Below are 26,310 nucleotides of genomic sequence, written 5' to 3'. Positions count from 1 at the left end.
GATGACCTTCTTCTTCGAAATCCTGCTCGGCGGACTGCTGTCCGGGCTGATGTACTCGCTGGTGGCGCTCGGCTTCGTGCTGATCTACAAGGCCTCCGGCGTGTTCAATTTCGCGCAGGGCGCGATGGTCTACTTCGCCGCGCTGGCCGTGGTCGGGCTGATGGACAAGGGCATGCCGATGTGGGCGGCCGTGATCGGCGCCTTCTTCGTGATGACGCTGGTCGGCATCGGCACCGAACGCTTCGTGCTGCGCAAGCTGGTCAACCAGCCGCCGATCACGCTCTTCATGGCGACCATCGGCCTGTCGTTCTTCCTCGAGGGGCTGGGGCCGCTGCTGTTCGGCAACGAGGTGCGGCCGATCCAGCTGGGCATCGTCGACGAGCCGATCGAGGCGATCCTGACCCGCTTCAATATCGTGATCTCGAAGTTCGACCTGGCCGCGGCGGCGATCGCCGGCGTGCTGGTCGCCACGCTGGCGCTGTTCTTCCAGTACACCAAGGTCGGCCGCGCGCTGCGCGCGGTGGCCGACGACCACCAGGCCGCGCTGTCGCTGGGCATTCCGCTGCAGAACATCTGGGCCATCGTCTGGGGCGTGGCCGGCTTCGTCGCGCTGGTCGCCGGCATGCTGTGGGGCTCGCGCAATGGCGTGCAGTTCGCGCTGACGCTGACCGCGCTGAAGGCGCTGCCGGTGCTGATCCTCGGCGGCTTCACCTCGGTGCCGGGCGCGATCGTCGGCGGGCTGATCATCGGCGCCTCGGAGAAGCTGGCCGAGATCTATATTCCGCCGGTGTTCCAGTCGATGTTCGGCGGCAACTTCGGCGGCATCGAGGGCTGGTTCCCCTATGTGTTCGCGCTGCTGTTCCTGCTGGTGCGGCCCGAGGGGCTGTTCGGCGAAAAGCATATCGACCGCGTGTGACGGTCCCCAACGATCCAGCGGCACGACGCCAGGGAGTCGCCCATGTTCTATCGTGAAGCCGGCCAGTTCAAGACCGACTATGTCGCCGACAGCCAGATCTTTCCGATCCGGCAGGACCGCATCGGCTTCGCCGTGCTGCTCGCGCTCGCCTTCGTCGGCGTGCCGCTGATCGGCAGCGAGTACTGGTTCTCGGCGATCCTGATCCCCTTCCTGATCTTCTCGCTGGCCGCGCTGGGGCTGAACATCCTGACCGGCTATGCGGGCCAGCTGTCGCTGGGCACCGCGGCCTTCATGGCGGTCGGCGCCTACGCGGCCTACAACTTCCAGCTGCGCATCGAGGGACTGCCGGTGCTGCTGACGTTCGTGCTGGCCGGGCTGTCGGCCGCGCTGGTCGGCGTGGCCTTCGGCCTGCCCTCGCTGCGGATCAAGGGCTTCTATCTGGCGGTGGCGACGCTGGCCGCGCAGTTCTTCGTGGTGTGGGCGCTGACCAAGTTCCCCTGGTTCTCGAACAACAGCTCGTCGGGCGTGATCACCGCGCAGCAGCTGGACCTGTTCGGCCTGCCGATCGACACGCCGATGCGCAAGTACCTGTTCGTGCTGGCGATCGTCACGGTGCTGGCGCTGATCGCCAAGAACCTGGTGCGCTCGTCGACCGGACGCGCATGGATGTCGGTGCGCGACATGGACGTGGCGGCCGAGGTCATCGGCATTCCGCTGATGCGCACCAAGCTGCTGGCCTTCGCCGTCAGCTCGTTCTACTGCGGCGTGGCCGGCGCGCTGTACGCGTTCTGCTACCTGGGCTCGGTCGAGCCGGACGGCTTCTCGCTGGACCTGTCGTTCCGCGTGCTGTTCATGATCATCATCGGCGGCGTCGGCAGCATCCTCGGTTCCTTCCTCGGCGCCGCGTTCATCCTGCTGCTGCCGATCCTGCTCGACAACATGCTGCCGCCGCTGGCCGCGCTGCTGCACCTGCCGTTCACCAATGCGACGGTGTCGCACATCCAGATGATGGTGTTCGGCGGCCTGATCATCTTCTTCCTGATCGTCGAGCCGCACGGCCTGGCTCGGCTGTGGCAGATCGGCAAGGAGAAGCTGCGGCTGTGGCCGTTCCCGCATTGACGCCGTGTCGACGGGGCACGCGTCGGTGTCATGCAAACGGGTCGTTGGACAACAACGCCATAACAATGCACCTGCCAAGGTGAAGGAGACAGTGATGAGCAACCTGATTCGCAATGCCCAGCGCGTCGCGCTGGCAGTCGGCGCGGCCGCCGCGCTGCTGGTGCCGGCGCTGCCGGCGCAGGCCCAGAGCGGCGAGCAGTTCATCGCGCTGCCGAGCTACCGGGTCGGGCCGTATGGCGCCAACGGGCAGTCCTGGTACGGCGGCTTTATCGACTATCTGAACTACGTCAACCTGAAGGAAGGCGGCGTCAACGGCGTCAAGCTCAGCTGGGAAGAGTGCGAGACCGAGTACAACAACGCCAAGGGCGTCGAATGCTATGAGCGCCTGAAGGGCAAGAACCCGACCACCAAGGGCACCGCCTACCATTCGATGTCGACCGGCATCTCGTACGCGCTGGTCGACAAGACGGCGGCCGACAAGGTGCCGCTGGTGATGATGGGCTATGGCCGCACCGACGCGGTGGACGGCTCGGTGTTCCCCTACGCCTTCCCGCTGGTCACGACCTACCAGATGCAGGTGTCGGCGATCGTCAAGTACCTGGCCGGCAAGAGCGGCGGTTCGCTGGCCGGCAAGAAGATCGTCTACCTGTACCACGACTCGGCCTATGGCAAGGAGCCGATCGTCGCGCTGCAGGCCGAGGCCAAGCTGGGCAAGTTCGACCTGATCGAGATCCCGGTCGCGCATCCGGGCAACGAGCAGGGCGCGCAATGGCTGCGCATCCGCCAGGAGCGGCCCGACTACGTGATCTTCTGGGGCTGGGGCGTGATGAACCAGACCGCGCTGAAGGCCGCGCAGAAGGTCGGCTATCCGCGCGACAAGATGATCGGCTCGTGGTGGGCCGGCTCAGAGGAAGACACCGTGCCCGCGGGCGACGCCGCCAAGGGCTACATGAGCGCGACCTGGAACGTGGCCGGCAAGGGCGTGCCGCTGATCGCCGATATCGAGAAGGTGGTCTACGGCGGCGGCAAGGGCAATATGCAGGACCGCAACAAGATCGGCTCGGTGCTGTACAACCGCGGCGTGTCGGCGGCGGTGGTCACGGTCGAGGCCATTCGCGTCGCGCAGAACAAGTTCGGCAAGGGCAAGCCGATGAGCGGCGAGCAGATGCGCTGGGCCTTCGAGAACCTGAACCTGACCAACGCGCGGCTGCAGCAGCTCGGCGCCACCGGCCTGCTGCCGGAGATCAAGACCAGCTGCGAAAACCACGAGGGTTCGGGCAAGGTCAAGATCCAGCAATGGGACGGCGCCAAGTGGACCGTGGTGTCGGACTGGATCGAGGGCAACAAGAGCCTGATCCACCCGCTGTTCAAGGCCAACGCGGCGCAGTACGCGAAGGAGAAGGGCATCACGCCGGCTTGCGCGAAGTCGTGATGGGCCGATCCCGCGCGTTCCGCTGAACAGGCGGGTGTTCCCCCTCTCCCCCTCAGGGGGAGAGGGCCGGGGAGAGGGAGGTGGTTTTCGGGCGCGCAGGCATGGCCATCGCCCTTGCCCTCGCCCCCGCCCCTCTCCCGCAAGCGGGAGAGGGGAGAAGACCCCAGGCATGCGTGCGCCCAGTCCGCCGACACCATCGCGCGCGATATCACTACCGAGGTCCACCATGACCCTGCTGTCCATCAACAACATCGAAGTGATCTACGACCACGTGATCCTGGTGCTCAAGGGCGTGTCGCTCGACGTGCCGGAGGGCAGCATCGTCGCGCTGCTGGGGGCCAACGGGGCGGGCAAGACCACCACGCTGAAGGCGATCTCGAACCTGTTGCGCGCCGAGCGCGGCGACGTGACCAAGGGGTCGATCGAATACCGCGGCGCGCGCGTCGACCAGCTGACGCCGAACGATCTGGTCAAGCGCGGCGTGATCCAGGTGATGGAAGGCCGGCACTGCTTCGCTCACCTGACCATCGAGGAGAACCTGCTGACCGGCGCCTATACGCGCGGGCTCTCGCGCGGCGAAACGCGCGACGAGCTCGACAAGATCTACACCTACTTCCCCCGCCTGAAGACCCGGCGCAAGTCGCAGGCCGGCTATACCTCGGGCGGCGAGCAGCAGATGTGCGCGATCGGCCGGGCCATGATGGCCAAGCCGAACATGGTGCTGCTCGACGAGCCGTCGATGGGGCTGGCGCCGCAGATCGTCGAGGAGATCTTCGAGATCGTGCGCGACCTGAACCAGCGCGAGCGCGTCAGCTTCCTGCTGGCCGAGCAGAACACGATGGTCGCGCTGCGCTATGCCGACTACGGCTACATCCTCGAGAACGGCCGCGTGGTGATGGATGGCGCCGCCGAGGCGCTGCGCACCAACGAGGACGTCAAGGAGTTCTACCTCGGCGTGGCCGCCAACGATGCCGACGGCGGCGGCCGCAAGTCGTTCCGCGACGTCAAGAGCTACCGCCGGCGCAAGCGCTGGCTCGCCTGAGCGGCAACCATCCTTACCGACATCCGTCACCCATGTCAGAACACTTCGACGCTCTCGAGACGCGCGACCCCGCCGCGCGCGAACAGTCCCTGCTGGCCGCGCTGTCGCGCCAGGTCGCGCATGCCAGGACGCACGCGCCGTACTTCGCCGAGGCGCTGCGCGATGTCGATCCGCAGGCGCTGACCTCGCGCGAGGCGCTGGCCGCGCTGCCGGTCACGCGCAAGGCGCAGCTCGGCGCGCTGCAGCAGGCCAGCGGTCCGCTGGGCGGGCTCAACGCGACGCCGCTGGGCGCGCTGCGCCATATCTACCAATCGCCCGGGCCGCTGCACGAACCCGACGGCCACGGGCCCGACTGGTGGCGCACCGCGCGTGCGATGTTCGCCGCAGGATTTCGCCGCGGCGAGCTGGTCTACAACACCTTCTCGTATCACTTCACGCCGGCCGGCATGATGATGGAAACCGGCGCGCACCGGCTGGGCTGCTGCGTGTTTCCGGCCGGCGTCGGCCAGACCGAATCGCAGGTGCAGGCGCTGTCGATGCTGCGGCCCGCGGCCTACGCCGGCACGCCGTCCTTCCTGAAGATCCTGCTCGAACGCGGCGCCGAGCTCGGCCAGCCATGCAGCCTGGCCAAGGCGCTGGTGTCGGGCGAGGCGCTGCCGCCTTCGCTGCGCGCCTGGTTCGTCGAGCGCGGCATCAAGGTGCACCAGATGTATGGCACCGCCGATGTCGGGCTGATCGCCTATGAAAGCGAGGGCGCCGACGGCTGGGTGGTCGACGAGGGCGTGCTGGTCGAGATCGTCGAACCGGGTGGCACGCGGCCGATGCCGGAGGGCGAGGTCGGCGAGGTGGTGGTCACGGTGCTGGGCAACGAGGACTATCCGCTGATCCGCTTCGGCACCGGCGACCTGTCCGCCGTCGTGCCGGGCTCGTCGATGACGCCGAGCCCGTGCGGGCGCACCAATATCCGGCTGCGCGGTTGGCTGGGCCGCGCAGACCAGACCACCAAGGTCAAGGGGATGTTCGTCCATCCGGGCCAGATCGGCGAGGTGATGCGCCGCCATCCCGAGCTGCGCGCCGTGCGGCTGGTGGTGACCGGCGCGCCGGGCGCGGACGTGATGACGTTGCATTGCGACGCCACGCGGGACGATCAAGGGCTGGCCGATGCGATCGCCGTGTCGATGCGCGACGTGATGCGGCTCAAGGGCGAGGTGAAGTTCGTGCCGGCCGGTTCGCTGCCGCAGGACGGCAAGGTCATCGAGGACGCGCGCAGCTACGACTGAGCGCCTCCAACGGGGCGCGCGTTCAGCGGCGCCGCGGCGGTTCCGGCTCGGCCGGCGGCGCGGCCGATGCGGGCCCATAGCCGCCGCGCGGCCGGGTCGGCAGGTACAGCAGATAGGCCGTCGCCACGACGCCGATCGCCAGCAGCGCGATCGAGAATGCCGGCCTGGCGCGCAGCAGCCAGGCCGTGGTTGGCAGCGAGATCCACATCATTCCGATCGCCAGGATCTTGGCGCGCAGCGGGATGCTGCGGTGGCGCTGCCAGTCGTGCACGATCGGCCCGAGCCGGGGATGGCTCATCAGCCAGTCGTGGAAGCGTTCTGAGCCGCGCGCGAAGCAGGCCGCGGCCAGCAGCACAAACGGCGTGGCGGGCAGCACCGGCAGGAAGATGCCGAGCACCGCCAGCACCATGCAGACGATGCCGAGCGTGGCCCAGGCCGCGCGCACCAGGCGTTCGCGGCGGCTGCGCCGGACCTCGGCAATGACGACAGGGGGTTTATCCAGCGGGGAATCTCCAGCGGTCTGCGGGGACGACCGCGTCCGCGGTGGCGGAGGCGGTCAGCAGGCGGCGCACAGGCGTGCCTTGGCCGCATCGTACTCGGCCTTCATCCGCGCGACAATCTCGCCGGCCGACTGGATCGCGTCGATCTGCCCGACGCCCTGGCCCGCGCCCCAGATGTCCTTCCACGCCTTGGCCTTCGAGCTGCCGCTGGAGAAGTCCATCTTGCTCTTGTCGGCCTGCGGCAGGTTTTCCGGATCGAGCCCCGAATTGAGGATGCTCTCGCGGATGTAGTTGCCGTGCACGCCGGTGAACAGGTTGGTGTAGACGATGTCGGCGGCGGCCGCATCGGTGATCGAGCGCTTGTAGGCCTCGCTGGCATGGGCTTCCTGCGAAGCGATGAAGCGCGTGCCGACATAGGCGAAGTCGGCGCCCATCGCCTGCGCCGCCAGCACCGCGTCCCCGGTGGCGATCGAGCCCGACAGCGCGATCGGGCCGTCGAAGATGCGCCGCACCTCGCCGACCAGCGCGAACGGCGACAGCGTGCCGGCATGCCCGCCGGCACCGGCCGCGACCAGGATCAGGCCGTCGACGCCGGCCTCGATCGCCTTCTCGGCATGGCGCAGGTTGATCACGTCGTGCAGCACGATGCCGCCATAGCTGTGCACCGCGTCGATCATCTCCTTGACCGGCGCGCGCAGCGAGGTGATGAAGATCGGCACCTTGTGCTCGACGCAGACGCGCACGTCCTGCTCCAGCCGGGCATTCGACGCATGCACGATCTGGTTGACCGCAATGGGCCCGACCGTGGCGTCGGGGTTGGCCGCGCGGAACGCCGCCAGTTCCTGCTGCATCTGCGTCAGCCATTCGTCGAGCAGCTCGGCCGGGCGCGCGTTCAGCGCCGGAAACGAACCGACGATGCCGGCCTTGCATTGCGCCAGCACCAGTTCCGGATAGCTGACGATGAACATCGGCGACGCGATCACGGGCAGCGTCAGGTTCTGCAGGGCGGCGGGAATCTGTTTGGCGGCGGGCATGGTGTCTCCTGGACCTCGGAAGCGATGCGTGGCATCGGCTTTTTTTGAACGATCGTTCGATTATAGGAAAGCTGCGCGAGGCGACGGTAGCGCAACGGTAGAGGCCCCAGTCTAGCGCCCGGTAATCGGCGACGAACCAAAAAAAAGCCCCGCGTCCGGGGCGGGGCAATTACCACGAAGACTGATACATCGACGGCGGGCACCTGCCAATGCCGGAACCGTCAACGGCATGGTAGAGCGGCAATATGACGATCCGGGGACGACCCGGTGACGTCTCGATGAAGCGGCAAGCCGCCGATGCAACGCGGTGCGCCGATCCGCGGCTACACGCGCTGCAGCAGCAGCCCCTTCAGATATTCGCCCTCGGGGAAGGCCGCCAGCATCGGATGGTCGGTGCCGGCCGACAGCCGCCGCAGGATGCGCGCGTCGACGCGCGCGTCGGTGGCGGCGCCGGCCACGATCTTGTGGAACAGCTCCATGCCGATCGCGCCCGAGCACGAGTAGGTGAACAGCAGCCCGCCCGGGCGCAGCAGCTGCATGCCGACCAGGTTGATCTCCTTGTAGGCGCGCGCGGCGCGGTCGATATGCTGGGCCGACGGCGCGAACTTCGGCGGGTCCAGCACGATCAGGTCGAACTGCCGGCCCTCGGCGCGGAACTGCCGCAGCGACTTGAACACGTCCGCGTCGAGCCACGTCGCGCGGCCCGCATCGAAGCCGTTCAGCGCGACATTGCCCTCGGCGATCTTCAGCGCCTCGCCCGACGAATCGATCGACACCACCGACGCCGCGCCGCCGCGCAGCGCGGCCAGCGAGAAGCCGCCGGTGTAGCAGAAGCAGTTCAGCACCTCGCGCCCTTCGGCGAGGTCGCCGACCAGCTTGCGGTTGTCGCGCTGGTCGACATAGAAGCCGGTCTTGTGGCCGTTGCGGACATCGACGTAGTAGCGCACGCCATGCTCGGTCACCGACAGCTCCGGGTCGGGGTCGGCACCGGCCAGCACGCCGGTCACCAGCTCCAGCCCTTCGCGCTCGCGCACCGCGGCGTCGGAGCGCTCGTAGACGTTGGGGCAACCGGTCTCCCTGACCAGCGCCTGCACGATCGCGTCCTTCCACTGCTCGACGCCGGCGGCATTGAACTGGCAGACCAGTTGCGCCTGCTCGGCGCCGCGCCCGGCGCCGTAGTAGTCGACCACCAGGCCGGGCAGACGGTCGGCCTCGCCGAACACCAGCCGCACCGCGTCGCTGTCGCTGACCCACTGGCGGCGATGCGCGACCGCCGCGGCGACGCGGCGCTTGATCAGCGCATGGTCGACCGGCTCGTTCTCGTCGAAGGTCCAGACGCGTGCGCGGATCTGCGAGTGCGGACTGTAGGCGGCCTTGGCGAGAAAGCGGCCGTCGGCGGCGCGTACGGTGATGGTGGCGCCTGGCTCGGCGCGGCCCTCGACGCGGTCGACGCCGGTCGCATAGATCCAGGGATGGCGGCGCAGCAGGGACTTCTCCTTGCCGGGCTTCAGGGTCAGGGTATTCATGATTCAGGGAAGAGGGACCGCGCATCGGCGGCCTCGAGATTCACCGCGCGGGTGGCTCCCCTCTCCCGCCTGCGGGAGAGGGGCCGGGGGAGAGGGCGGCAGCAGTGGCCAAGGCCGAAGGCGTTACAGCACCACCTTGACCATCGGATGCGCGGTCAGCGCGCGATACAGGTCGTCGAGCTGCTCGCGGCTGGTGACCCAGACCGTCACGGTCAGGCCAAGATAGTTGCCGTTGCGCGACGGGCGCATCTCCATCTTGCCGGCGTGGAAGCCCGGATCGAATTCCTGCACCAGCGTGACGATGGCCTCGGCGAAGCCATCCTGCATCGCGCCCATCACCTTGATGGGGAAATCGCTCGGGTACTCGATCAGCGAAGGCCGGTCGGACCCGTTGTCGGTGTTGTCGGCGCTCATGGCGGCGGCCTCCTTGTTGCTTGTTACTTGCGCTTGAACCACAGGCGGATGGTGTCCCAGATGCGGCCGAAGAAGCCGGCCTCCGGCACCTCCTCCAGCGCGACCACCGGGAATTCCGCCACCTTGGTGGTGCCGTCCATCAGCTTGACGGTGCCGACCTGCTGGCCGGCCGAGATCGGCGCCACCAGCAGCTCCTGCCGCTCCAGCACCGGCTTCAGACGGCCCGCGGTGCCCTTGGGCACGGTGACGTAGGTCTCGTCGCGGACGCCGATCTTGATGGTGTCGTTGCTGCCCTTGTAGATGTCCGGCGTGGCCAGTACCTGGCCCTTGTCGTAGAGGCGCAGCGTGTCGAAGAACTGGAAGCCGTAGTTCAGCACCTTCAGGCTTTCCTGGGTGCGGACCTGTTCGCTGGTGGTGCCGATCACGATCGAGATCAGGCGGCGCGAGCCGTTCGGCACGTTGGCCAGCGGGCGCTTGGCCGAGGAAATCAGGCAGTAGCCCGCCGAGCGGGTGTGGCCGGTCTTGACGCCGTCCACGGTCGAATCGATGTACAGCAGGCGGTTGCGGTTGGGCTGCTTGATCTTGTTATAGGTGAACTCCTTTTGCGAGTACATGCCGTAGTACTCGGGGAAGTCCTGGATCAGGCGCGTCGTCAGGATCGCCAGATCGGCCGCGGTGGTGTAGTGGTTCGGGTCGGGAATGCCGTCGGTATTCGTGAAGTGCGTGCTCTTCATGCCCATGCGCTGGGCCTCGCGGTTCATCATCGCGACGAAGCCTTCCTCGGAGCCGCCAACGGCCTCGGCCAGCGCCAGCGCGGCGTCGTTGCCCGACTGCACGATCAGGCCCATCAGCAGGTCCTGCACCGTGACCGGCTTGTTCGGCTCGATGAACATGCGCGACTCGTCGCTCTTGACCTTCAGCACGACATTGGTCGGCACCACGGCCTGGTCCAGCGTCAGCCGCTTTTCCTTCAGCGCCTGGAAGGCCAGGTAGGCGGTCATGATCTTGGTCAGCGAAGCCGGCTCGATGCGGGCGTCGGCATTCTGCGAGCCGAGCGCCTGCCCGCTGGTGACGTCGTAGAGCATCCACGCCTTGGCTGCCACCTGCGGCATCGGCACGGCCTGCGCGCGCACCGTCAGCGGTGCGCTGGCGAGCGCGAGCACGGCGGCGCTGGCCAGCAGGGTATGGGCGATGCGGTGGGAGAACAGCGGCGAAGCTTGATTGAACATGTTTTCAGGTTCCGACAAGAGAGAAAGGGCAGCGTCGCGCCGCCACGCGGACGTGGCGGCGGGGCATGGAGCGGCGGCCACGGATCGCCGTGGCCGCCCGCTCAATGCCCGGGCTCAGCGCTGCCACGCATTGACGACGAGCTGCTTGATCAGATGCAGCTTGCGATGGAAGAAATGGTCGGCGCCGGGAATCACCGTGACCGGCAGCTCCTGCGGCCGCGCCCAGTCGAGCACGCTGGCGAGCGGCACGGTCTCGTCCTGCTCGCCGTGGATCACGATGGTGTCGGCGGGAACGTCGGCGACCTGCCAGCGCGAGGCCGCGGTGCCGACCATCGCCAGCCGCTCGGCGGGCGTGCCGGCCTCGGCGAGGCGCCGCGCCACATGGCTGACGACGAAGCTGCCGAACGAGAAGCCGGCCAGCGCCAGCGGCAGCGTGGCCGCGTCGGCGGACCAGTCGCGCTGCTGGCGCATCCAGTCGATCACCGCCAGCAGATCGTCCTGCTCGCCCTGGCCGTTGTCGTGCTCGCCGGCGGTGCCGCCGACGCCGCGGAAGTTCGGCCGCACGGTGGCGTAGCCCAGCTGCACGAAGGCACGGGCCAGCGTCTGCGCGACCTTGTTGTCCTTGGTGCCGCCGAACAGCGGATGCGGGTGGCCGACCAGCGCAAGGCCGCGCACCGGGGCGGCCTGCGGCAGGTCGACCGACACGTCGATCGCGCCGGCGGGACCGGCAACGGTGAGTACCTGGGTATGCGCGTTCATGGCAGGAAGGGCGGAAATCCGGGAACGAAAGGGAGCGTGGGCGGCGGCTGGCAGCGGGATGGCGACGGATGCGGTCCGAGCGCGGCGCTCAGCGATCCACCATCAGGCGTTCGACCGGCTTGCCGTGGATCAGATGGCTGTCGATGATTTCGTCGATGTCCTGCTCGTCGACGAATGTGTACCAAACGGCCTCCGGGTAGACCACCAGTACCGGACCGAGTTCACAGCGGTTCAGGCAGCCCGCCTTGTTGATCCGCACGCGGCCCTCGCCGCCGGCGATGCCCAGCTCCTTGCAACGCTTCTTGGCGTATTCCTGCATCGCCTTGGCGTTGTGGTTGGCGCAGCAGTTTTCGCCCGGCTCGCGCTGATTCAGGCAGAAGAAGACGTGGTGCTGGTAGTAGCTGCTCATGCGTGGGAGGGCGCGGCACGCTCGGCTGGGCCGCGCGGGCGGCTGGGCGCCGGTCGGAACGGTGGGAAGCTCGGAATTATACGGCGAGCCGGGGGCCGTTTCGACCGCATGGCGGCGTCTGCAGGGCGGCGCCGTGGCGGGAGTTAGCTATGGCGCACAACAAGCGCCGGTCCGACGCCCTCGTCGAAGGCCCGGGGTAACGGGTGTACGCAGGCTGCGCCCCCAGTACGGCCCCTACGGCCGGCTCATCGCCACATATTGCGCATCCGCGCGGCCAGGTCGACCGCCGGCAGCGACGCGCGCTGGGGCGCCGCGTCGACCGGCGGAGGCGGCGGCCACGCGCGGCTGTGGAAATGCGGCATCACGCGATTGGGCAGGAAGCGCGTGCGCGACGCATACACGTGGCGGTCGCCCATGCCGGGCTGCTGATGCACGTAGAAGCGCTGCGGCACCACGATATCGAGATGGTCGCGTGCGCGCGTCATCGCGACATAGAGCAGCCGGCGCTCTTCCTCGATCTCCTCGGTGGTGCCGGTGGCGAGATCCGACGGCAGGCAGCCGTCGACCGCGTTCAGCACGTAGACCGCCTTCCACTCCTGGCCCTTGGCCGAATGGATCGTCGACAGGATCAGATAGTCCTCGTCGCGCAGCGGCACGCCCGATTCGTCGCTGGAGGCATCGGGCGGGTCCAGCGTCAGCTCGGTCAGGAAGCGTTCGCGCGAGCCGTAGGTCGCGGCGATGCGCGCCAGCTGCTGCAGGTCGGCGGCGCGCGCGGCGGCATCGTCGTGCAACCGTTCCAGATGCGGCTCGTACCAGCGCAGCACGCGTTCGAAGTCGACCGGCCATGCCGCCGCGGGGGCCATCGCCTCGCGCGCCAGCGCGACCAGTTCGGTCCATGCCTCGGCGGCCGCCGGCGGCGCTTCGAACGATTCCAGCGCGAACAGCGGATCGCTGGCGAGCTCCAGCCCGTCGAGCACACGTGCCGCGGTCTTGGGCCCGACGCCCGGCATCAGCTGCAGCGTGCGAAAGCCCGCCATGCGGTCGCGCGGATTCTCGAGCCAGCGCAGCGCCGCCAGCATGTCCTTGACGTGGGTCGACTCGAGGAATTTGAGTCCGCCGAACTTGACGAACGGAATGTTGCGGCGGACCAGCTCCAGTTCGAGCTGCGCGCTGTGGTCGGCGGCACGGAACAGCACCGCCTGCGCCATCAGCGCCAGCCCTTCCTCGCGCCGCGCCAGGATGCGCTCGACCACGAAGCGCGCCTGCTCGGTCTCGTCGTTGACCACCACCACGCCGGGCTTCTCGGCGCTGGCGCGGTCCGACCACAGGTCCTTGGTGAAGCGCTCGGCCGCCAGCCCGATCACCGCGTTGGCGGCGGCCAGGATCGGCTGCGTCGAGCGGTAGTTGCGCGACAGCGTGACCTGTCCCGCCGCTGGCGAGAAGCGGTGCGGGAAGTCGAGGATGTTGCGTACGGTGGCGCCGCGGAACGCGTAGATCGATTGCGCATCGTCGCCGACCACGGTCAGGCCGCGGCCGTCGGGCTTGAGCGACAGCAGGATCGCCGCCTGCAGCGCATTGGTGTCCTGGTATTCGTCGACCAGCACGTGGTCGAAGCGCTCGCCCATGTCGCGCGCCAGCGCCGGCTCGGCCAGCGCCTGTGCCCAGTACAGCAGCAGGTCGTCGTAGTCGAGCACCTGCTGCTTCTGCTTGGCCTCGACATAGCCGGCGAACAGCGTGCGCAGCGCGTCGACCCACATCGCGTAGCGCGGGAACTGGCGCTGCAGCACCTCTTCGAGCGGCAACTGCGTGTTGACCACGCGCGAATAGATCGCCAGGCAGGTTTCCTTGCGCGGAAAGCGGGCGTTCTGCGCCGACAGGCCGAGGTCGTGCCGCACCACGTTGATCAGGTCGGCCGAATCGCCGCGGTCGCTGATCGTGAACGAGGGCGACAGGCCCAGCGTCTCCGCGTATTCGCGCAGCAGCCGCGCGCCGATCGCGTGGAAGGTGCCGGCCCATTGCAGCGCCGCGCGGCCGGGATTGGCCGACGACGTGGCGCCGTTGCGGGCGGCGAAGGCTTGGTCAACGATGCGCTCGACGCGCCGGCCCATCTCGACCGCGGCGCGCCGCGAGAACGTCAGCAGCAGGATGCGCCGCGGATCGGCGCCGCCCAGCAGCAGGTGCGCGACGCGGTGCGCCAGCGTATTGGTCTTGCCCGAGCCCGCGCCGGCGATGATCAGCAGCGGCTGGTCGGTCGGGTGCTCGACCGCTTCACGCTGCTCGGGATTGAGCGCGGCGAGATAGTCGACCGGATCGGCCGGGTCGGCCGGGGCGGCGGCGGGTGCAGGAGCGAGAGCGACGGACACAGTGGCGAGCGAGGGCGAAAACCGGAAATGTTCGCCGCAGACTGTATATCCATACAGATGTGTTGGGCAAGCGGGGGATGGTTGAAGGGGCGAGAGGGGCGCTTTTGGCGTGGTAGCGCCGGGGTTGCCCTCTCCCCCGGCCCCTCTCGCGAGCGGGCGAGAGGAGCAAGCCGGCAGCCTTGTCGAACGCCTGCGGCCAGCTATCTCGCCCGCCTTCGCGAGAGCCTTGCCGAATGCCTACTGGGTTCTCCCTCTCCCGTTTGCGGGAGAGGGTTGGGGAGAGGGCAAGCGGCGCCGGCATACCGCGGCCGCCCCTTCCCTGTCAGCGCATCAAACCGCCTTGCCCAGTGCCTCGTCCAGCAGCTTGTGCAGGCTGTCCCATTCCGGCTCGCCGACATAGCGCTTCAGGATGCGCCCGTCCTTGTCCACCACGAAGGTGGTCGGCGTCAGCTGCACGTCGCCGAAGGCCTTGGCCGCGGAGCCGTCCGAATCGAGCGCGACCTTGAACGGCAGCTTGCGCGTCTCGGTGAAATTGGTCACGTACATCGGCGGGTCATAGCTCATCGCCACGGCGACGAACTCGAGGCCCTTGTCCTTGAACTGCTGATAGGTGCGCACCATGTCCGGCATCTCCTTGACGCAGGTGGTGCAGCTGGTGGCCCAGAAGTTGACCATATAGACCTTGCCCTGCAGCTGCGCGGTGCTGACGCGCTCGCCGGACAGCAGCACGAAGGTCGCTTGCGGCGCGTGCCGGGCCGGGGTCAACGCGCGGTAGCCAAACCAGCCGAGCAGGACCAGTACCAGCAGGCCCGCGACCAGCGGCCAGCGCTTGCGGGCAGAGGCGGGACGTTCCGGTTGGGAGGCGGACGAAGTCATGATGGGCCGACCGAAGGAGGGAGAAACCGCCATTCTAGCGCCGAGGCCGCGGCGGTGACGGGAGTCAGCGCCCGCCGGCCGTCGCCGCCATCGCGGCGCGCGCGGTGTCGAGCGACTGTTCCAGATAGGCGCCGTAGAAGTCGGGCTGCATGCCGCGCAGCGGCGGCGCGGCCGGGCGGCCGCGGCCGTCGAGGAACAGCACCGTCGGCGCGAAGCGGATGCCGTGGTCGCGCGCCCAGGCGCGTGCGGTGGTGGCACGGCCGTCGGCATCGCGGATCGGCGTCGCCGCGCTCATGTCGAGCTCGCGCGCCACAACCTCTCCGCTGGCGACCTGCGGGCCCAGATAGTTGCGCCGCACCGCTTCGCAATAGCCGCAGTCCGGCAGCGTCACCAGCACCACCAGCGGTTCGCCGCGCCGGCTGGCCGCGCGGGTTTCCGCCGCCAGGTCGCTGACCGCCGGCAGATGCGTGGCGCTCGCCGCCCGTGCCGGCGGCGGCGCCACGGCGAGCGCCAGGGCGATCGCGGGGATGGCCAGCATGCCGGCCAGCCGCGCCGGGATGGCGCCCCGATGCGATGCCGGACCGGTGCGGCGACCTGCGAAGTCGAAAACCATAATGAAATATCGAGAAGAGAAAGACACTGCGCCAGTGCCTGATCCCCGATAATAGCGGCTTGGCCGCGCCGCTGCCGGGGCGGCGCGTGGCCCGCTTTTTTCTGCCGTCTTCCGTTCACCGCCCGATCACGCTTTCGATGTCTCGCCTTTCGTTCCTCCGCCGGCCGGCCCGGTGTTGCGCCGCCCTGGCGGTCGCCGCGCTGCTGGCCTGCTCGCCGCGCTACGACTGGCGGACGATCCAGTCCAACGAGGGCGGGTACGCCGCGCTCTATCCCGGCAAGCCGACCAGCGCCGCGCGCGATGTCGCGATCGCGGGCCGCAAGCTGCCGATGACGATGGAGGCGGCGCGCGTCGACGAGACGCTGTTCGCCGTCGGCGTGGTCACGCTGCCCGGCGACGACGCGGCGCTGCGCGCCGAGGCGCTGTCGGCGATGCAGTCCGGCCTGCTGGCCAATCTCGGCAACGCGCCGACCGAACCGGTACAGACGCGCGCGGTCACGGTGATGTCGTCCGCGCAGCCGCCGGTGGCGCTGCAGGGCATCGAGATCCGCGTGGCCGGGGTGTCGCCACAGGACAAGGCGCCGCGCCGGCTGACCGCGCGGCTGGTCGCCAAGGGGACGAAGGTCTACCAGGCCGTCGTGCTCGAGGCCGGCGATGCCGCGCGCGACCAGCGCCAGGCCGAGCAGGTCGAGCAGTTCCTGGCCGGCTTCCACCCGTTCTGATGCGTTCCCGTACTACCCGTACCAGTCCACGCAGCACCCGCCTCGGCCTGACGATGCGCCCATCCGCGCTGCTGCGCCGGGGCGAGGGCGCGCTGGTGTTCGCCTGCTTCGCGGCCGCCTATGTGCTGTCGTACGCGCTGCGCACGATCAACGCGGTGATCGCGCCCGAGCTGATCGCCGACCTGCGGCTGTCGAACGCCGACCTCGGCCTGCTGTCGTCGGCCTATTTCCTCGCCTTCGCCGCGATGCAACTGCCCGTCGGCCAGTGGCTGGACCGGCGCGGCGTGCGCCGCGTCGAGACCGTGCTGCTGCTGATCGCCGCAGCCGGCGCGCTGGTCTTTGCGCTGGCCGGCTCGGCGGCGACCCTGTGGCTGGGCCGGGCGCTGATCGGCGCCGGCGTGTCGGCCTGCCTGATGGCTTCCTATACGGCGTATCGCCGCTGGTTTCCGACCGCGCGCCAGAGCCAGCTGTCGGTCTGGATGCTGGTGGCCGGCAGCGGCGGCGCGCTGATGACGACACTGCCGGTGCAGGCGGTGCTGCCGTGGCTGGGCTGGCGCGGCGTGTTCCTGGTGATGGCGGGCCTGCTGCTGGCGTCGGCGCTGGCGCTGTATCGGGGGCTGGCGCGGGTCGAGCGGCGCAGTGCACGGCTGGCGCGCCCGGCGCAGCCGGATAGCGCATCGGCCGAGTCCGCCAATTTCGCGGCCGACATCGGAAGCGCCGGCGGTAACGTCGCGGCGCAGGCGCCGACGGCGATGGCCGGCGGCTATCGCGCGCTGCTGCGCCACCCGGCCTTCGTCCGCGTGATGCCGTTCGGGCTGCTGAACCAGGCCGGCTTCATGGCGGTGCAGACCCTGTGGGTCGGCCCGTGGCTGGTCGACGTGCTCGGCTTCGGGCCGGACCGCACCGCGCAGATCCTGTTCCTGTTCAATATCGCGCTGCTGGCCGGGTATCTGCTGCTGGGGTGGCTGGCGCCGCGGCGCGCGCGCGACCCGGTCGAGTCCGCGCGGCTGGTGATGATCGGCGCCGGCCTGACGCTGGTGCTGCAGGCGGCGATCGTCGCCTGGACCGCGCCGGCGGCGTGGCTGCTGTGGCCGCTGCTGGCGATGTGCGCGAGCACGCTGTCGCTGATCCTCAGCACGCTGAGCCTGGCGTTTCCCGCCGAGGTGGCGGGGCGCGCCAACACCACCTACAACCTGCTGGTGTTCGGCGGCAGCTTCCTGATCCAGTGGGGGCTGGGTGTCGCGATCGATCTGTTCCGCGACGCCGGGCTGCCGCAGGCCGACGCCTTCCGCGCGGCATTGGGCGGTCTGCTGGCGCTGCAGCTCGCCGGCTACCTCTGGTATGCGCTGGTGCCGCGGCTGTGGAAGCGGGCGGCGGGCTGAACGCCGCCGGCGCTTGAAGCGATCCGGGGATTCGAAAGGGTCCAGGGGTTGGAAAAGGCCGGAGTTTGGCAAAGTCCGGGGCTTGCAAAAGCCCGGGGCTTGGAAAAGGCCGGGGTTTGGGGAAAAGCTCGGGGTTTGGAAAGGCCCGCGAGGTTCGAAAAGGTTCGAGCTTAGGCAAAGACAAGAAGGAGCAAATCATGCGTTGGGAAATCTGGCTCGCCTATTTCGCGGCCTGCTGGGCGATCGCGGTCTCGCCGGGCTCGGGCGCCGTGCTGTCGATGAGCCACGGACTGTCCTATGGGCTGCGCAGGACCACCACGACGATCCTCGGCCTGCAAGTGGGGCTGCTGATCGTGCTGCTGGTCGCCGGCGGTGGGCTGGGCGCGCTGCTGCTCGCGTCCGAGCACGCGTTTGCCGCGGTCAAGACCGTCGGCGCGCTGTACCTGATCTATCTGGGCGTGCAGCAGTGGCGCGCGCGCGTCGAGCAGGAGCCGGCCGATGCGCGCGGCGACGGCCGGTCACCGGGCGGCATCCGCGTGGCCGCGATGAGTCCGCGCCGGCGTTTCGCCACCGGGCTGCTGACCAATGTCACCAATCCGAAGGGGATCGTCTTCATGGTCGCGGTGCTGCCGCAGTTCATCGATGCGGCGCGGCCACTGGCGCCGCAATTGGCGATCCTGGCCGTGACGATGTGCGCGGTCGACCTGGTCGTGATGCACGGCTACGCGCTGCTGGCCTCGCGCATGCAGGGCCTGTTCCGCGATGCCCGCGCGATGCGCTGGCAGAACCGCGTGTTCGGCAGCGTGCTGATGGCGGTCGGGGCCGCGCTGTTCTTCGTGCGGCGCCAGCCGGGCTGAGCGCTGTCGGACCGCGCCGGCTGGCGATCCCCCGGCCGGTTTGCTTCAATGGTGGTTACCCCGCTCCTGGAGCCGACCGATGTCGTGCCGCGCCGACCATACCGTTCCCCCGATAGAAGACCCGCCGCCGCCCGGCGTGCCTCCCGATCATCCGCCGATCGAGGAAGAGCCGGAACCGCCGGGCGAGCCTCCCGAAGCTCGCCTTCTGGCTTGATGTACCGCAATGCGCCGCCACCGCGCCGGTTCGCTCCCCTCTCCCACTTGTGGGAGAGGGGCGGAGGAGAGGGCAAGGGCGATTGAATGACCGGCGGCGTCGATAGGGCGACCGCCCGTTCCCTCTCCCCCGACCCTCTCCCGCCAGCGGGAGAGGGGAGATTGACAGCAACGCGCCGCCACCGCGCTGGTTTGCACCCCTCTCCCACTTGTGGGAGAGGGGTGGGGGGAGAGGGCAGGGCGATTGAATGACCGGCGGCGTCGATAGGGCGACCGCCCGTTCCCTCTCCCCCGACCCCTCTCCCGCCAGCGGGAGAGGGGAGCCGATCGCAGGCGGGTCGGCTAGGCGGGACGCAATACCCGCCGATACTGCACCGCCTCCGCCGCGTGTGCCGCGCCGACGATGTCGGCGCCGGCCAGGTCCGCGATGGTCCGCGCGACCTTCAGCACGCGAAAGTACGACCGCGCCGACCAGCCGAGCCGGGCCATCGCCGCCCGCAGCAGCCCCTGCGCCTGCTCGTCGAGCGGGCAGTGCCGCTCGATCTCCTGTCCCGCGAGTTCCCCGTTGGGTTTGCCCTGCCGTTCCAGTTGCCGCGCCCGGGCGGCCAGCACGCGCGCGCGGATCGACGCGCTGTCCTCGCCGGTCGGGCCGTCCAGCGTCTCCTGCTGGCTTTGCGCCGGCACCTCGATCTGCAGATCGATCCGGTCCAGCAGCGGCCCGGACAGCCGCGACTGGTAGCGCAGCACCTGGTCCGGCGTGCAGCGGCAGGCCCGGGCCGGATGGCCCTGGTAGCCGCAGGGGCAGGGGTTCATCGCCGCCACGAACTGGAAGCGCGCCGGGAAGTCGGCCTGCCGGCCCGCACGCGAGATCGTGATGCGGCCCGACTCCAGCGGCTCGCGCAGGACCTCCAGCACGCGCCGCTCGAACTCGGGCAACTCGTCGAGGAACAGCACGCCGTGATGCGCCAGCGAAATCTCGCCGGGGCGCGGATCGCCGCCACCGCCGACCATCGCGGCCGCCGAGGCGGTATGGTGGGGCGAGCGGAACGGCCGGCGGCCCCAGCGCTCGGCCTGGAAGCCGGCGCCGGTCAGGCTCAGCACCGCGGCCGATTCGAGCGCCTCCTGCAGCGTCATCGGCGGCAGCAGCCCGGGAAAGCGCTGCGCCAGCATCGACTTGCCGGTGCCCGGCGGGCCGATCAGCAGCGCCGAGTGCTGGCCCGCCGCGGCGACCTCCATCGCGCGGCGCGCCTGCCCCTGGCCGCGGACGTCGCGCATGTCCGGCATGCCGGCGGGCGGACCGGCCAAGGGTGCCGTCGCCCCGGGCCTGGCCCGCGCCAGTGGCGGGCCGGTGCGGGCCAGGTGCGCGCAGACCTCGGGCAGCGAGGCGGCCGCCAGCACGGTGACCGACTCGACCAGCGCGGCCTCGGCGCCGTTGCCGGCCGCGACCACGAAGGCGCGGCCGGCGGCGCCGGCGCTGGCATTGGACCCTGCCCCTGCTCTTGCTGCTTCTCCGGCTCCGGCTCCGGCTCCGGCTCCGGCTCCGGCTCCGGCTCCGGCTCCGGCTCCGGCTCCGGCTCCGGCTCCGGCTCCGACTCCGACTCCGACTCCGACTCCGACTCCGACTCCGACTCCGACTCCGACTCCGACTGCGGCTCCGACTGCGGCTCCGGCCGCCTGCTCGCGCGCCAGCCCCATCGCCATCGCCAGCGCGCCGCGCACCGGCCGCAGCGCGCCCGACAGCGACAGCTCCGCGGCGAACTCGTAGCCGTCCAGTGCCGGTGCCGGGATCTGCCCGCTGGCCGCGAGGATGCCGAGCGCGATCGCCAGGTCGAAGCGGCCCGATTCCTTCGGCAGATCGGCGGGCGCGAGATTGACGGTGATGCGCCGGTTCGGGAATTCGAAGCCGCAGTTCAGGATCGCCGCGCGCACGCGCTCGCGGCTCTCGCGCACCTCGGTCTCCGCCAGCCCGACGATGGCGAAGGCCGGCAGGCCATTGGCCAGGTGGATTTCGACCGAGACCGGCGGCGCGTCGATGCCGGTCAGCGCGCGGCTGCGCAGGACGGCGAGGTGCATGGGGACGACCAAGGGAAAGAGGAAGAGGTGGAGGAAGGGTGGGCGAGGGTGGTGGGCTAGGGTGACGGGCGAAGGCGTAGGGCGCGAGCGGTGGACGAAGGCGGTGAAAGGGCGATCCGGCACGTCACCGATTTATTAACGCCGCCGTAAACGCAGAAGGCCGCCGGTTGCCCGGCGGCCTTCGCATGACGTGAGGTCTGGCGCGTTCAGCCGGCCAGCCCCGGGTTCGTCGGCCCGGTGCCCGGCTCGGGCGTGGTCGAGCCCGGTACCGAGGTGGCCGAGGCCGTGGTGCCGGCGCCGGCGGTGCCGACCGTGGCCGGTCCCACGCCCGCCGCCCCGGCCATGCCGGCGCGGCGTTCCAGGTCCGCGACACGCATCTCCAGTTCCTCCAGCCGCGCACGCGTGCGGGCCAGCACCTGCGACTGCACGTCGAATTCCTCGCGGGTGACCAGATCGAGCTTGGCGAAGCCCTGGGTCATCATGCTGCGGACATTCTTCTCGATGTCCTTGGCGGGCGAATTGCGCAGTACCTCGCTGACCTTGCTCTGCAGGTCGTTGAAGAGATCGGTCGGTTTCATCGGTTTCTCCTTCTGCACCGTCGGGGTGCATCGATCGGGGGCGGCGGGGGCGGCCGGATGGGCGCATCTGCACGTTATCGGTGCAGTGCGCGCCCATGGTCGCGGCCGGCACCAGCCGGTGGCATGGGCCGATTATGGCCCGTGAAGCGCGCCGGGGAAAGCGGCCCGGTCCCATCGGACACAGCATTTAACCCGGCGCCGCCCGCCGGGCCCCATGTTGCGGGCTTTCCGAAGGCAGAAGGAAACGCCTTTTCATTCTCCGTCCCCCGCGCGCTTGCAACGCGACCCACGCGCGCCCGCGCGCCGGCGGACCCTGGCATGGCAGTTGCAGTATCGGCCTGACAGAGAAGTCCCGAGCCCAAGGAAAAGGAGAAGAAATCCATGAAGACGCTGGCCCTCGCCATCGGCGCGCTGACGCTGTGCGGTTCCGCCACCACCGCACTGGCGCAGAGCGCGCCCGCGACCGCCGAAGCGGCCTCGCCGCATACGTTCACGGCGAACGTGACGCTGGCCTCCGAATACCGCTACCGCGGCATCATGCAGACCAACCGCCGGCCGGCGATCCAGGGCGGCTTCGACTACAGCCATGCGAGCGGCTTCTACGCGGGCAACTGGAACTCGAGCATCAGCTGGCTGAACGACAGCAACGACGAGGTGTCGGCGCCGATCGAGATGGACTTCTACGCCGGCTTCAAGAACACCTTCGGCGACGGCAAGTGGAACTACGACGTCGGCGTGCTGCAGTACTACTACCCCGGCGACTATCCGGCCAATTTCACGCGGCCGTACACCACTGAAATCTACGCAGGCATCGGCTACGGCCCGGTGTTCCTGAAGTACTCGTACGCGCCGACCAACCTGTTCGGCTTCTACGACAGCAAGAACAGCTGGTACGTCGACCTGGCGGCCAACGTGCCGCTCGAGTTCTGGGGTCTGACGCTGAACGCGCACGTCGGCTACCAGAAAGTGCAGAACGTGGCGGACGCCTCGTACACCGACTGGAAGCTCGGCCTGACCAAGGACCTGGGCAACGGCTTCTCGGCGGCGGTCGCGTACATCGACACCAATGCCAAGCGCGGCGTCTACACCAACACCTCGGGCCGCTACATGGGCAAGGCCACGGTGGTCGCCACGCTCACCAAGACTTTCTAAACACGGTCAGCACGAGCGGGCCCCGCCGGCAAACGGGGCCGCGCTCTCAGGAGAACACGGATGAAACTGATCATCGCCGTCATCAAGCCGTTCAAGCTCGACGAAGTGCGTGAAGCGCTGTCGGACGTGGGCGTGTCCGGCATCACCGTCACCGAGGTCAAGGGTTTCGGCCGGCAGAAGGGCCATACCGAGCTGTACCGCGGCGCCGAATACATCGTCGACTTCCTGCCCAAGGTCAAGATCGAGGTTGCGGTGCCCGACGATGTGGTCGACCGCGCGATCGAGGCGATCGAGAAGTCGGCCCGCACCGGCAAGATCGGCGACGGCAAGATCTTCGTCGCGCCGATCGAGCAGGTCATCCGGATCCGTACCGGGGAGACCGGCGGCGACGCGCTGTAACGCCACGCCGACGCCAACAAACGAGCCATACAAGAGCGACAAGAGGTATTCAGATGACTAGCTGGTTCAAACGATTCCTGACGGCCGGCGCCATGGCGCTGGCGCTGGGCACGGCGGGCGTGGCCCTGTCGGGCCCGGCCGCGGCGCAGGACAAGCCCGCCGCGGAGGCTTCGGCCGCCGTCACGGCGCCGGCCGCCCCGGCCGCCGCACCCGCCGCTGCCGCCGCTGCTGCGCCTGCCGCGGAAGCCGCCGCGCCGGCCGCCGCCGCGCCGACCCCGAACAAGGGCGACGTGGCCTGGCTGCTGATGTGCACGGCCTTCGTGATCTTGATGACGCTGCCGGGCCTCGCGCTGTTCTACGGCGGCCTGGTCCGCTCGAAGAACATGCTGTCGGTGCTGATGCAGTGCCTGGTGATCTTCTCGCTGGTCGCGCTGCTGTGGGCCATCTACGGCTACAGCTTCGCCTTCACCGAGGGCAACGCCTTCTTCGGCGGCACCGATCGGCTCTTCATGAAGGGCCTGACGCCGGAAGCGGTCACCGCGACCTTCAGCAAGGGCGTGGTGATTCCGGAGCTGGGCTTCTTCGCCTTCCAGTGCGCGTTCGCCGCGATCACCTGCAGCCTGATCATCGGCGCCTTCGCCGAGCGGGCCCGCTTCTCGGCGGTGCTGGTGTTCATCGTGCTGTGGTTCACCTTCGCCTATATCCCGATGGCGCATATGGTCTGGTTCTGGCCGGGCCCGGACGCGTACACCGATGCGGCGGCGGCCGAAGCGGCCACGGCCAAGGCCGGCTGGCTGTTCCAGAAGGGCGCGCTCGACTACGCCGGCGGTACCGTCGTCCACATCAACGCCGCGGTGGCGGGCCTGGTCGGTGCCTACATGTTCGGCAAGCGGATCGGCTTCGGCCGCGAGGCGCTGCGCCCGCACAGCCTGACCTTCACCATGGTCGGCGCCTCGCTGCTGTGGTTCGGCTGGTTCGGCTTCAACGCCGGCTCGGGCCTGGAAGCGAGCGGCGGCGCCGCGCTGGCCTTCGTCAACACGCTGCTGGCGACCTGCGCCGCGGTGCTGGCGTGGACCTTCGGCGAGTGGATCACCAAGGGCAAGCCGTCGATGCTGGGCGGCGCGTCCGGCGCGGTCGCCGGCCTGGTGGCTATCACCCCGGCCGCGGGCTTCGTCGGCCCGATGGGCTCGATCGTGATGGGCCTGGTGGCCGGCCTGCTGTGCCTGTGGGGCGTGACGGGCCTGAAGCGGATGCTTGGCGCGGACGACTCGCTGGACGTGTTCGGCGTGCATGGCGTCGGCGGCATCGCCGGGGCGATCCTGACCGGCGTGTTCGCGGCGCCGAGCCTGGGCGGCGTGGGCATCTACGACTACGTGGCCAACAAGGTATCGGACAACTATTCGATCGCGAGCCAGGTCTGGGTGCAGACCGAGGGCGTGCTGACCACCGTGGTGTGGTCGGCGGTGGTGGCCTTCGTCGCCTTCAAGCTGGTGGACCTGCTGATCGGCCTGCGCGTGCCCGAGGACGAGGAGCGCGAAGGCCTGGACATCACCTCGCACGGCGAGACCGCCTACGAGGGCTGACCCGAACGAACGCGCGATGCGGGGTCCCACGGCCTGCCGCCCCCGCATCGCCCACGGTGTTGTGCTGGAGAGCTGATTGGGAATCTTCTCTCAGGAGTTTTGCCCGGCCGCGTGCCGGGCTTTTTTATCGGCGAGCAGCCGGCAAAGCCAGTGCTGGCGCGGCCTGCCGGGCAGGTAGGCAAGCACTGTTCGCCATCCGCTTAAATCGGAATTCAAAATCCTTCATTTGTGTAAAGGACAGCACCCGCATAGAGTGCAGGTGAGGCAGTTTCCTCCACCTGCAGAACGCTCCCCGTATCTGTCAGGCCACTTGAAACGCGGCGAAGCCGCGTTTTTTTTTGTCCTCGCGACGGCGCTCCCCGCGCTCTTTGAATTCGGCGGCCTATCCCCATATTGTTAGCCCAAGGCGGAAACGATCGGACATTTCCCCGTTCCGCCGGCATTGGCATGCCATCTGCATGCAATTGGCCGTTCCTCTACAATCGGGGCGGACGATAAAGACGATCAATAGGATGGATATGGTCCCGCACCTCATCACCGCGCTGAACGGCCCGCTGCTCGAACTGGAAAAGAAGATACTGGACGCGACCCCGTCCATCGAGCGGTGGTTCCGTCTGGAATGGCAGGAGCATACCCCTCCGTTCTACTGTTCGGTCGATCTGCGCAACGCCGGCTTCAAGCTGGCCCCGGTCGATACCAATCTGTTCCCCGGCGGTTTCAACAATCTGGCCCCCGAGATGCTGCCGCTGGCGGTGCAGGCCGCGATGGCGGCGATCGAGAAGATCTGTCCGGATGCCAAGAACCTGCTGCTGATCCCGGAGCGCCATACCCGCAACATGTTCTACCTGCAGAACGTGGCGCGGCTGTCGCTGATCATGCGCCAGGCGGGACTCAATGTCCGGCTCGGCTCGCTGTCCGAGGACATCACCGAACCGACCCCGATCGAGCTGCCCGACGGCCAGACGCTGGTGGTCGAGCCGCTGACCCGGCTGGGCACCAAGGACCGCCGGCTGGGGCTCAAGGACTTTGATCCCTGTTCGATCCTGCTGAACAACGACCTGTCGGCCGGCGTGCCGCCGATTCTCGAGAACATCAACGAGCAGTACGTGCTGCCGCCGCTGCACGCAGGCTGGTCGACGCGGCGCAAGTCCTCCCACTTCTCGGCCTACGACGAGGTCGCCAAGAAGTTCGCCAAGCTGATCGACATCGACCAGTGGATGATCAACCCGTACTTCGCCAAGGTCGGCGGCATCGACTTCCATGAGCGGGTCGGCGAGGAAGCGCTGGCCGACGCGGTCGAGGGCGTGCTCAAGAAGATCGCCAAGAAGTACCGCGAGTACGGCATCAAGGAAACGCCGTACGTCGTGGTCAAGGCCGATGCCGGCACCTACGGCATGGGCGTGATGACGGTGCGCGATCCGGCCGAGGTCAAGGGCCTGAACCGCAAGGAACGCAACAAGATGAGCGTCGTCAAGGAAGGCCTCGAGGTCAACGACGTGATCATCCAGGAAGGCGTGCATACCTTCGAGAAGGTCAACGAGGCGGTGGCCGAGCCGGTGGTCTACATGATCGACCGCTACGTCGTTGGCGGCTTCTACCGGGTCCATACCGGCCGCGGCGTCGACGAGAACCTGAACGCGCCGGGCATGCATTTCGTGCCGCTGGCGTTCGCGCCCAACAGCATCCCGGACACGCATGCCAAGCCGGGCGCGGCGGTGCCGAACCGGTTCTACATGTATGGCGTGGTGGCGCGGCTGGCGCTGCTGGCGGCCTCGCTGGAACTGGAAAAGACCGACCCCAATCCGATCCTCTGATCTTCCGACCGGCACGACCACGGGC

23 protein-coding genes and 1 pseudogene are annotated in these 26,310 nt (G+C 68.8%); 12 read left to right on the top strand and 12 right to left on the bottom strand.

What is annotated here, in order from left to right:
- Nucleotide 1: 1 nt before the first annotated feature.
- The 5 genes from M1D55_RS23315 to M1D55_RS23295 all read left to right on the top strand — a co-directional run bounded on the left by M1D55_RS23315 (nt 2) and on the right by M1D55_RS23295 (nt 5,789).
- Nucleotides 2-916: a branched-chain amino acid ABC transporter permease gene (locus tag M1D55_RS23315; RefSeq protein ID WP_006578245.1), complete on the top strand. Its 915-nt coding sequence runs from the start codon at nt 2-4 to the stop codon at nt 914-916.
- A 42-nt stretch (nt 917-958) separates the two neighbouring features.
- Complete coding sequence (locus M1D55_RS23310; RefSeq protein WP_006578244.1) at nt 959-2,035, top strand: branched-chain amino acid ABC transporter permease; 1,077 nt, start codon at nt 959-961, stop codon at nt 2,033-2,035.
- A gap of 94 nt (nt 2,036-2,129) precedes the next feature.
- Nucleotides 2,130-3,467, top strand: coding sequence for an ABC transporter substrate-binding protein (locus M1D55_RS23305; protein WP_023264789.1), 1,338 nt, complete (start codon nt 2,130-2,132; stop codon nt 3,465-3,467).
- A gap of 226 nt (nt 3,468-3,693) precedes the next feature.
- The gene (locus M1D55_RS23300; RefSeq protein ID WP_006578243.1) at nt 3,694-4,509 is read left to right on the top strand and encodes an ABC transporter ATP-binding protein; all 816 of its coding nucleotides are present in this window, start codon (nt 3,694-3,696) and stop codon (nt 4,507-4,509) included.
- A 32-nt stretch (nt 4,510-4,541) separates the two neighbouring features.
- Entirely contained in the window at nt 4,542-5,789 is a 1,248-nt protein-coding gene (locus tag M1D55_RS23295; protein WP_456281940.1) for a phenylacetate--CoA ligase family protein, read from the top strand.
- Nucleotides 5,790-5,811: 22 nt separating this feature from the next.
- On the opposite strand, the gene M1D55_RS23290 is transcribed toward M1D55_RS23295, so the two are convergent.
- From M1D55_RS23290 to M1D55_RS23245, 10 genes are all read right to left on the bottom strand, one after another.
- Complete coding sequence (locus M1D55_RS23290) at nt 5,812-6,234, bottom strand: YbaN family protein (RefSeq protein ID WP_082928731.1); 423 nt, start codon at nt 6,232-6,234, stop codon at nt 5,812-5,814.
- A 111-nt stretch (nt 6,235-6,345) separates the two neighbouring features.
- Nucleotides 6,346-7,323: an NAD(P)H-dependent flavin oxidoreductase gene (locus M1D55_RS23285; protein ID WP_023264788.1), complete on the bottom strand. Its 978-nt coding sequence runs from the start codon at nt 7,321-7,323 to the stop codon at nt 6,346-6,348.
- A gap of 323 nt (nt 7,324-7,646) precedes the next feature.
- Nucleotides 7,647-8,849 carry a class I SAM-dependent rRNA methyltransferase gene (locus M1D55_RS23280; protein ID WP_064577361.1) on the bottom strand — a complete coding sequence of 401 codons (1,203 nt, stop codon included), beginning with the start codon at nt 8,847-8,849 and terminating at the stop codon, nt 7,647-7,649.
- 123 nt (nt 8,850-8,972) lie between these two features.
- Complete coding sequence (locus M1D55_RS23275) at nt 8,973-9,263, bottom strand: DUF493 family protein (protein ID WP_023264787.1); 291 nt, start codon at nt 9,261-9,263, stop codon at nt 8,973-8,975.
- Nucleotides 9,264-9,286: 23 nt separating this feature from the next.
- A complete protein-coding gene (locus tag M1D55_RS23270) occupies nt 9,287-10,492 on the bottom strand; it encodes a D-alanyl-D-alanine carboxypeptidase family protein (protein ID WP_023264786.1) in 1,206 nt (401 codons plus the stop codon).
- A gap of 114 nt (nt 10,493-10,606) precedes the next feature.
- On the bottom strand, nt 10,607-11,251 hold the full coding sequence (locus tag M1D55_RS23265; protein ID WP_006578239.1) for an alpha/beta hydrolase: 645 nt from the start codon (nt 11,249-11,251) through the stop codon (nt 10,607-10,609).
- Nucleotides 11,252-11,339: 88 nt separating this feature from the next.
- Nucleotides 11,340-11,660, bottom strand: coding sequence for a (2Fe-2S) ferredoxin domain-containing protein (locus M1D55_RS23260; protein WP_006578238.1), 321 nt, complete (start codon nt 11,658-11,660; stop codon nt 11,340-11,342).
- A gap of 245 nt (nt 11,661-11,905) precedes the next feature.
- On the bottom strand, nt 11,906-14,023 hold the full coding sequence (locus tag M1D55_RS23255) for an ATP-dependent helicase (protein ID WP_456281939.1): 2,118 nt from the start codon (nt 14,021-14,023) through the stop codon (nt 11,906-11,908).
- A gap of 330 nt (nt 14,024-14,353) precedes the next feature.
- Nucleotides 14,354-14,899, bottom strand: coding sequence for a TlpA disulfide reductase family protein (locus M1D55_RS23250; RefSeq protein ID WP_456281938.1), 546 nt, complete (start codon nt 14,897-14,899; stop codon nt 14,354-14,356).
- Nucleotides 14,900-14,963: 64 nt separating this feature from the next.
- Nucleotides 14,964-15,437, bottom strand: a complete 474-nt coding sequence (locus tag M1D55_RS23245) for a thioredoxin fold domain-containing protein (RefSeq protein WP_456282761.1) — start codon at nt 15,435-15,437, stop codon at nt 14,964-14,966.
- Between the two features lie 212 nt (nt 15,438-15,649).
- On the opposite strand from M1D55_RS23245, the gene M1D55_RS23240 reads away from it, so the two are divergent.
- From M1D55_RS23240 to M1D55_RS23230, 3 genes are all read left to right on the top strand, one after another.
- Complete coding sequence (locus M1D55_RS23240; RefSeq protein ID WP_064577356.1) at nt 15,650-16,234, top strand: hypothetical protein; 585 nt, start codon at nt 15,650-15,652, stop codon at nt 16,232-16,234.
- A complete protein-coding gene (locus M1D55_RS23235; protein WP_456281937.1) occupies nt 16,234-17,616 on the top strand; it encodes an MFS transporter in 1,383 nt (460 codons plus the stop codon). Before M1D55_RS23240 ends, M1D55_RS23235 begins: the two co-directional genes overlap by 1 nt.
- A gap of 197 nt (nt 17,617-17,813) precedes the next feature.
- Nucleotides 17,814-18,473, top strand: coding sequence for a LysE family transporter (locus M1D55_RS23230; protein WP_006579220.1), 660 nt, complete (start codon nt 17,814-17,816; stop codon nt 18,471-18,473).
- Between the two features lie 555 nt (nt 18,474-19,028).
- Here M1D55_RS23230 and M1D55_RS23225 read toward each other — a convergent pair.
- Together M1D55_RS23225 and M1D55_RS23220 are read right to left on the bottom strand one after the other, a co-directional pair.
- Nucleotides 19,029-20,759, bottom strand: a complete 1,731-nt coding sequence (locus tag M1D55_RS23225) for a YifB family Mg chelatase-like AAA ATPase (protein WP_456281936.1) — start codon at nt 20,757-20,759, stop codon at nt 19,029-19,031.
- 329 nt (nt 20,760-21,088) lie between these two features.
- Nucleotides 21,089-21,337: pseudogene (locus M1D55_RS23220) on the bottom strand (accessory factor UbiK family protein); the annotation flags it as partial.
- A gap of 381 nt (nt 21,338-21,718) precedes the next feature.
- Here M1D55_RS23220 and M1D55_RS23215 point away from each other — a divergent pair.
- The 4 genes from M1D55_RS23215 (at nt 21,719) to gshA (ending at nt 26,285) form a co-directional block, all read left to right on the top strand.
- The gene (locus M1D55_RS23215; protein ID WP_064577349.1) at nt 21,719-22,489 is read left to right on the top strand and encodes a TorF family putative porin; all 771 of its coding nucleotides are present in this window, start codon (nt 21,719-21,721) and stop codon (nt 22,487-22,489) included.
- Between the two features lie 60 nt (nt 22,490-22,549).
- The gene (locus M1D55_RS23210; protein ID WP_006159494.1) at nt 22,550-22,888 is read left to right on the top strand and encodes a P-II family nitrogen regulator; all 339 of its coding nucleotides are present in this window, start codon (nt 22,550-22,552) and stop codon (nt 22,886-22,888) included.
- A gap of 53 nt (nt 22,889-22,941) precedes the next feature.
- Nucleotides 22,942-24,471 (top strand): ammonium transporter, encoded by a 1,530-nt coding sequence (locus tag M1D55_RS23205; RefSeq protein ID WP_456281935.1) that lies wholly within the window; start codon nt 22,942-22,944, stop codon nt 24,469-24,471.
- Nucleotides 24,472-24,989: 518 nt separating this feature from the next.
- Nucleotides 24,990-26,285 (top strand): glutamate--cysteine ligase, encoded by a 1,296-nt coding sequence (gene gshA, locus M1D55_RS23200; protein ID WP_006578775.1) that lies wholly within the window; start codon nt 24,990-24,992, stop codon nt 26,283-26,285.
- The last annotated feature ends 25 nt before the right edge of the window (nt 26,286-26,310 follow it).

This window comes from Cupriavidus sp. JZ107, assembly GCF_053903255.1.
Note: the sequence above shows the minus strand (reverse complement) of the source record. Positions and strands in the feature narration are given on the sequence as shown.

What these genes read in the sequence shown, in the direction of transcription:
- M1D55_RS23270 (WP_023264786.1), bottom strand. Translation starts at nt 10,492, where the DNA reads ATGTTCAATCAAGCTTCGCCGCTGTTCTCCCACCGCATCGCCCATACC.
- M1D55_RS23285 (WP_023264788.1), bottom strand. Translation starts at nt 7,323, where the DNA reads ATGCCCGCCGCCAAACAGATTCCCGCCGCCCTGCAGAACCTGACGCTG.
- M1D55_RS23265 (WP_006578239.1), bottom strand. Translation starts at nt 11,251, where the DNA reads ATGAACGCGCATACCCAGGTACTCACCGTTGCCGGTCCCGCCGGCGCG.
- M1D55_RS23205 (WP_456281935.1), top strand. Translation starts at nt 22,942, where the DNA reads ATGACTAGCTGGTTCAAACGATTCCTGACGGCCGGCGCCATGGCGCTG.
- M1D55_RS23260 (WP_006578238.1), bottom strand. Translation starts at nt 11,660, where the DNA reads ATGAGCAGCTACTACCAGCACCACGTCTTCTTCTGCCTGAATCAGCGC.
- M1D55_RS23235 (WP_456281937.1), top strand. Translation starts at nt 16,234, where the DNA reads ATGCGTTCCCGTACTACCCGTACCAGTCCACGCAGCACCCGCCTCGGC.
- M1D55_RS23305 (WP_023264789.1), top strand. Translation starts at nt 2,130, where the DNA reads ATGAGCAACCTGATTCGCAATGCCCAGCGCGTCGCGCTGGCAGTCGGC.
- gshA (WP_006578775.1), top strand. Translation starts at nt 24,990, where the DNA reads ATGGTCCCGCACCTCATCACCGCGCTGAACGGCCCGCTGCTCGAACTG.
- M1D55_RS23295 (WP_456281940.1), top strand. Translation starts at nt 4,542, where the DNA reads ATGTCAGAACACTTCGACGCTCTCGAGACGCGCGACCCCGCCGCGCGC.
- M1D55_RS23215 (WP_064577349.1), top strand. Translation starts at nt 21,719, where the DNA reads ATGAAGACGCTGGCCCTCGCCATCGGCGCGCTGACGCTGTGCGGTTCC.
- M1D55_RS23310 (WP_006578244.1), top strand. Translation starts at nt 959, where the DNA reads ATGTTCTATCGTGAAGCCGGCCAGTTCAAGACCGACTATGTCGCCGAC.
- M1D55_RS23275 (WP_023264787.1), bottom strand. Translation starts at nt 9,263, where the DNA reads ATGAGCGCCGACAACACCGACAACGGGTCCGACCGGCCTTCGCTGATC.
- M1D55_RS23245 (WP_456282761.1), bottom strand. Translation starts at nt 15,437, where the DNA reads ATGCTGGCCATCCCCGCGATCGCCCTGGCGCTCGCCGTGGCGCCGCCG.
- M1D55_RS23210 (WP_006159494.1), top strand. Translation starts at nt 22,550, where the DNA reads ATGAAACTGATCATCGCCGTCATCAAGCCGTTCAAGCTCGACGAAGTG.
- M1D55_RS23300 (WP_006578243.1), top strand. Translation starts at nt 3,694, where the DNA reads ATGACCCTGCTGTCCATCAACAACATCGAAGTGATCTACGACCACGTG.
- M1D55_RS23230 (WP_006579220.1), top strand. Translation starts at nt 17,814, where the DNA reads ATGCGTTGGGAAATCTGGCTCGCCTATTTCGCGGCCTGCTGGGCGATC.
- M1D55_RS23280 (WP_064577361.1), bottom strand. Translation starts at nt 8,849, where the DNA reads ATGAATACCCTGACCCTGAAGCCCGGCAAGGAGAAGTCCCTGCTGCGC.
- M1D55_RS23315 (WP_006578245.1), top strand. Translation starts at nt 2, where the DNA reads ATGACCTTCTTCTTCGAAATCCTGCTCGGCGGACTGCTGTCCGGGCTG.
- M1D55_RS23240 (WP_064577356.1), top strand. Translation starts at nt 15,650, where the DNA reads ATGTCTCGCCTTTCGTTCCTCCGCCGGCCGGCCCGGTGTTGCGCCGCC.
- M1D55_RS23250 (WP_456281938.1), bottom strand. Translation starts at nt 14,899, where the DNA reads ATGACTTCGTCCGCCTCCCAACCGGAACGTCCCGCCTCTGCCCGCAAG.
- M1D55_RS23225 (WP_456281936.1), bottom strand. Translation starts at nt 20,759, where the DNA reads ATGCACCTCGCCGTCCTGCGCAGCCGCGCGCTGACCGGCATCGACGCG.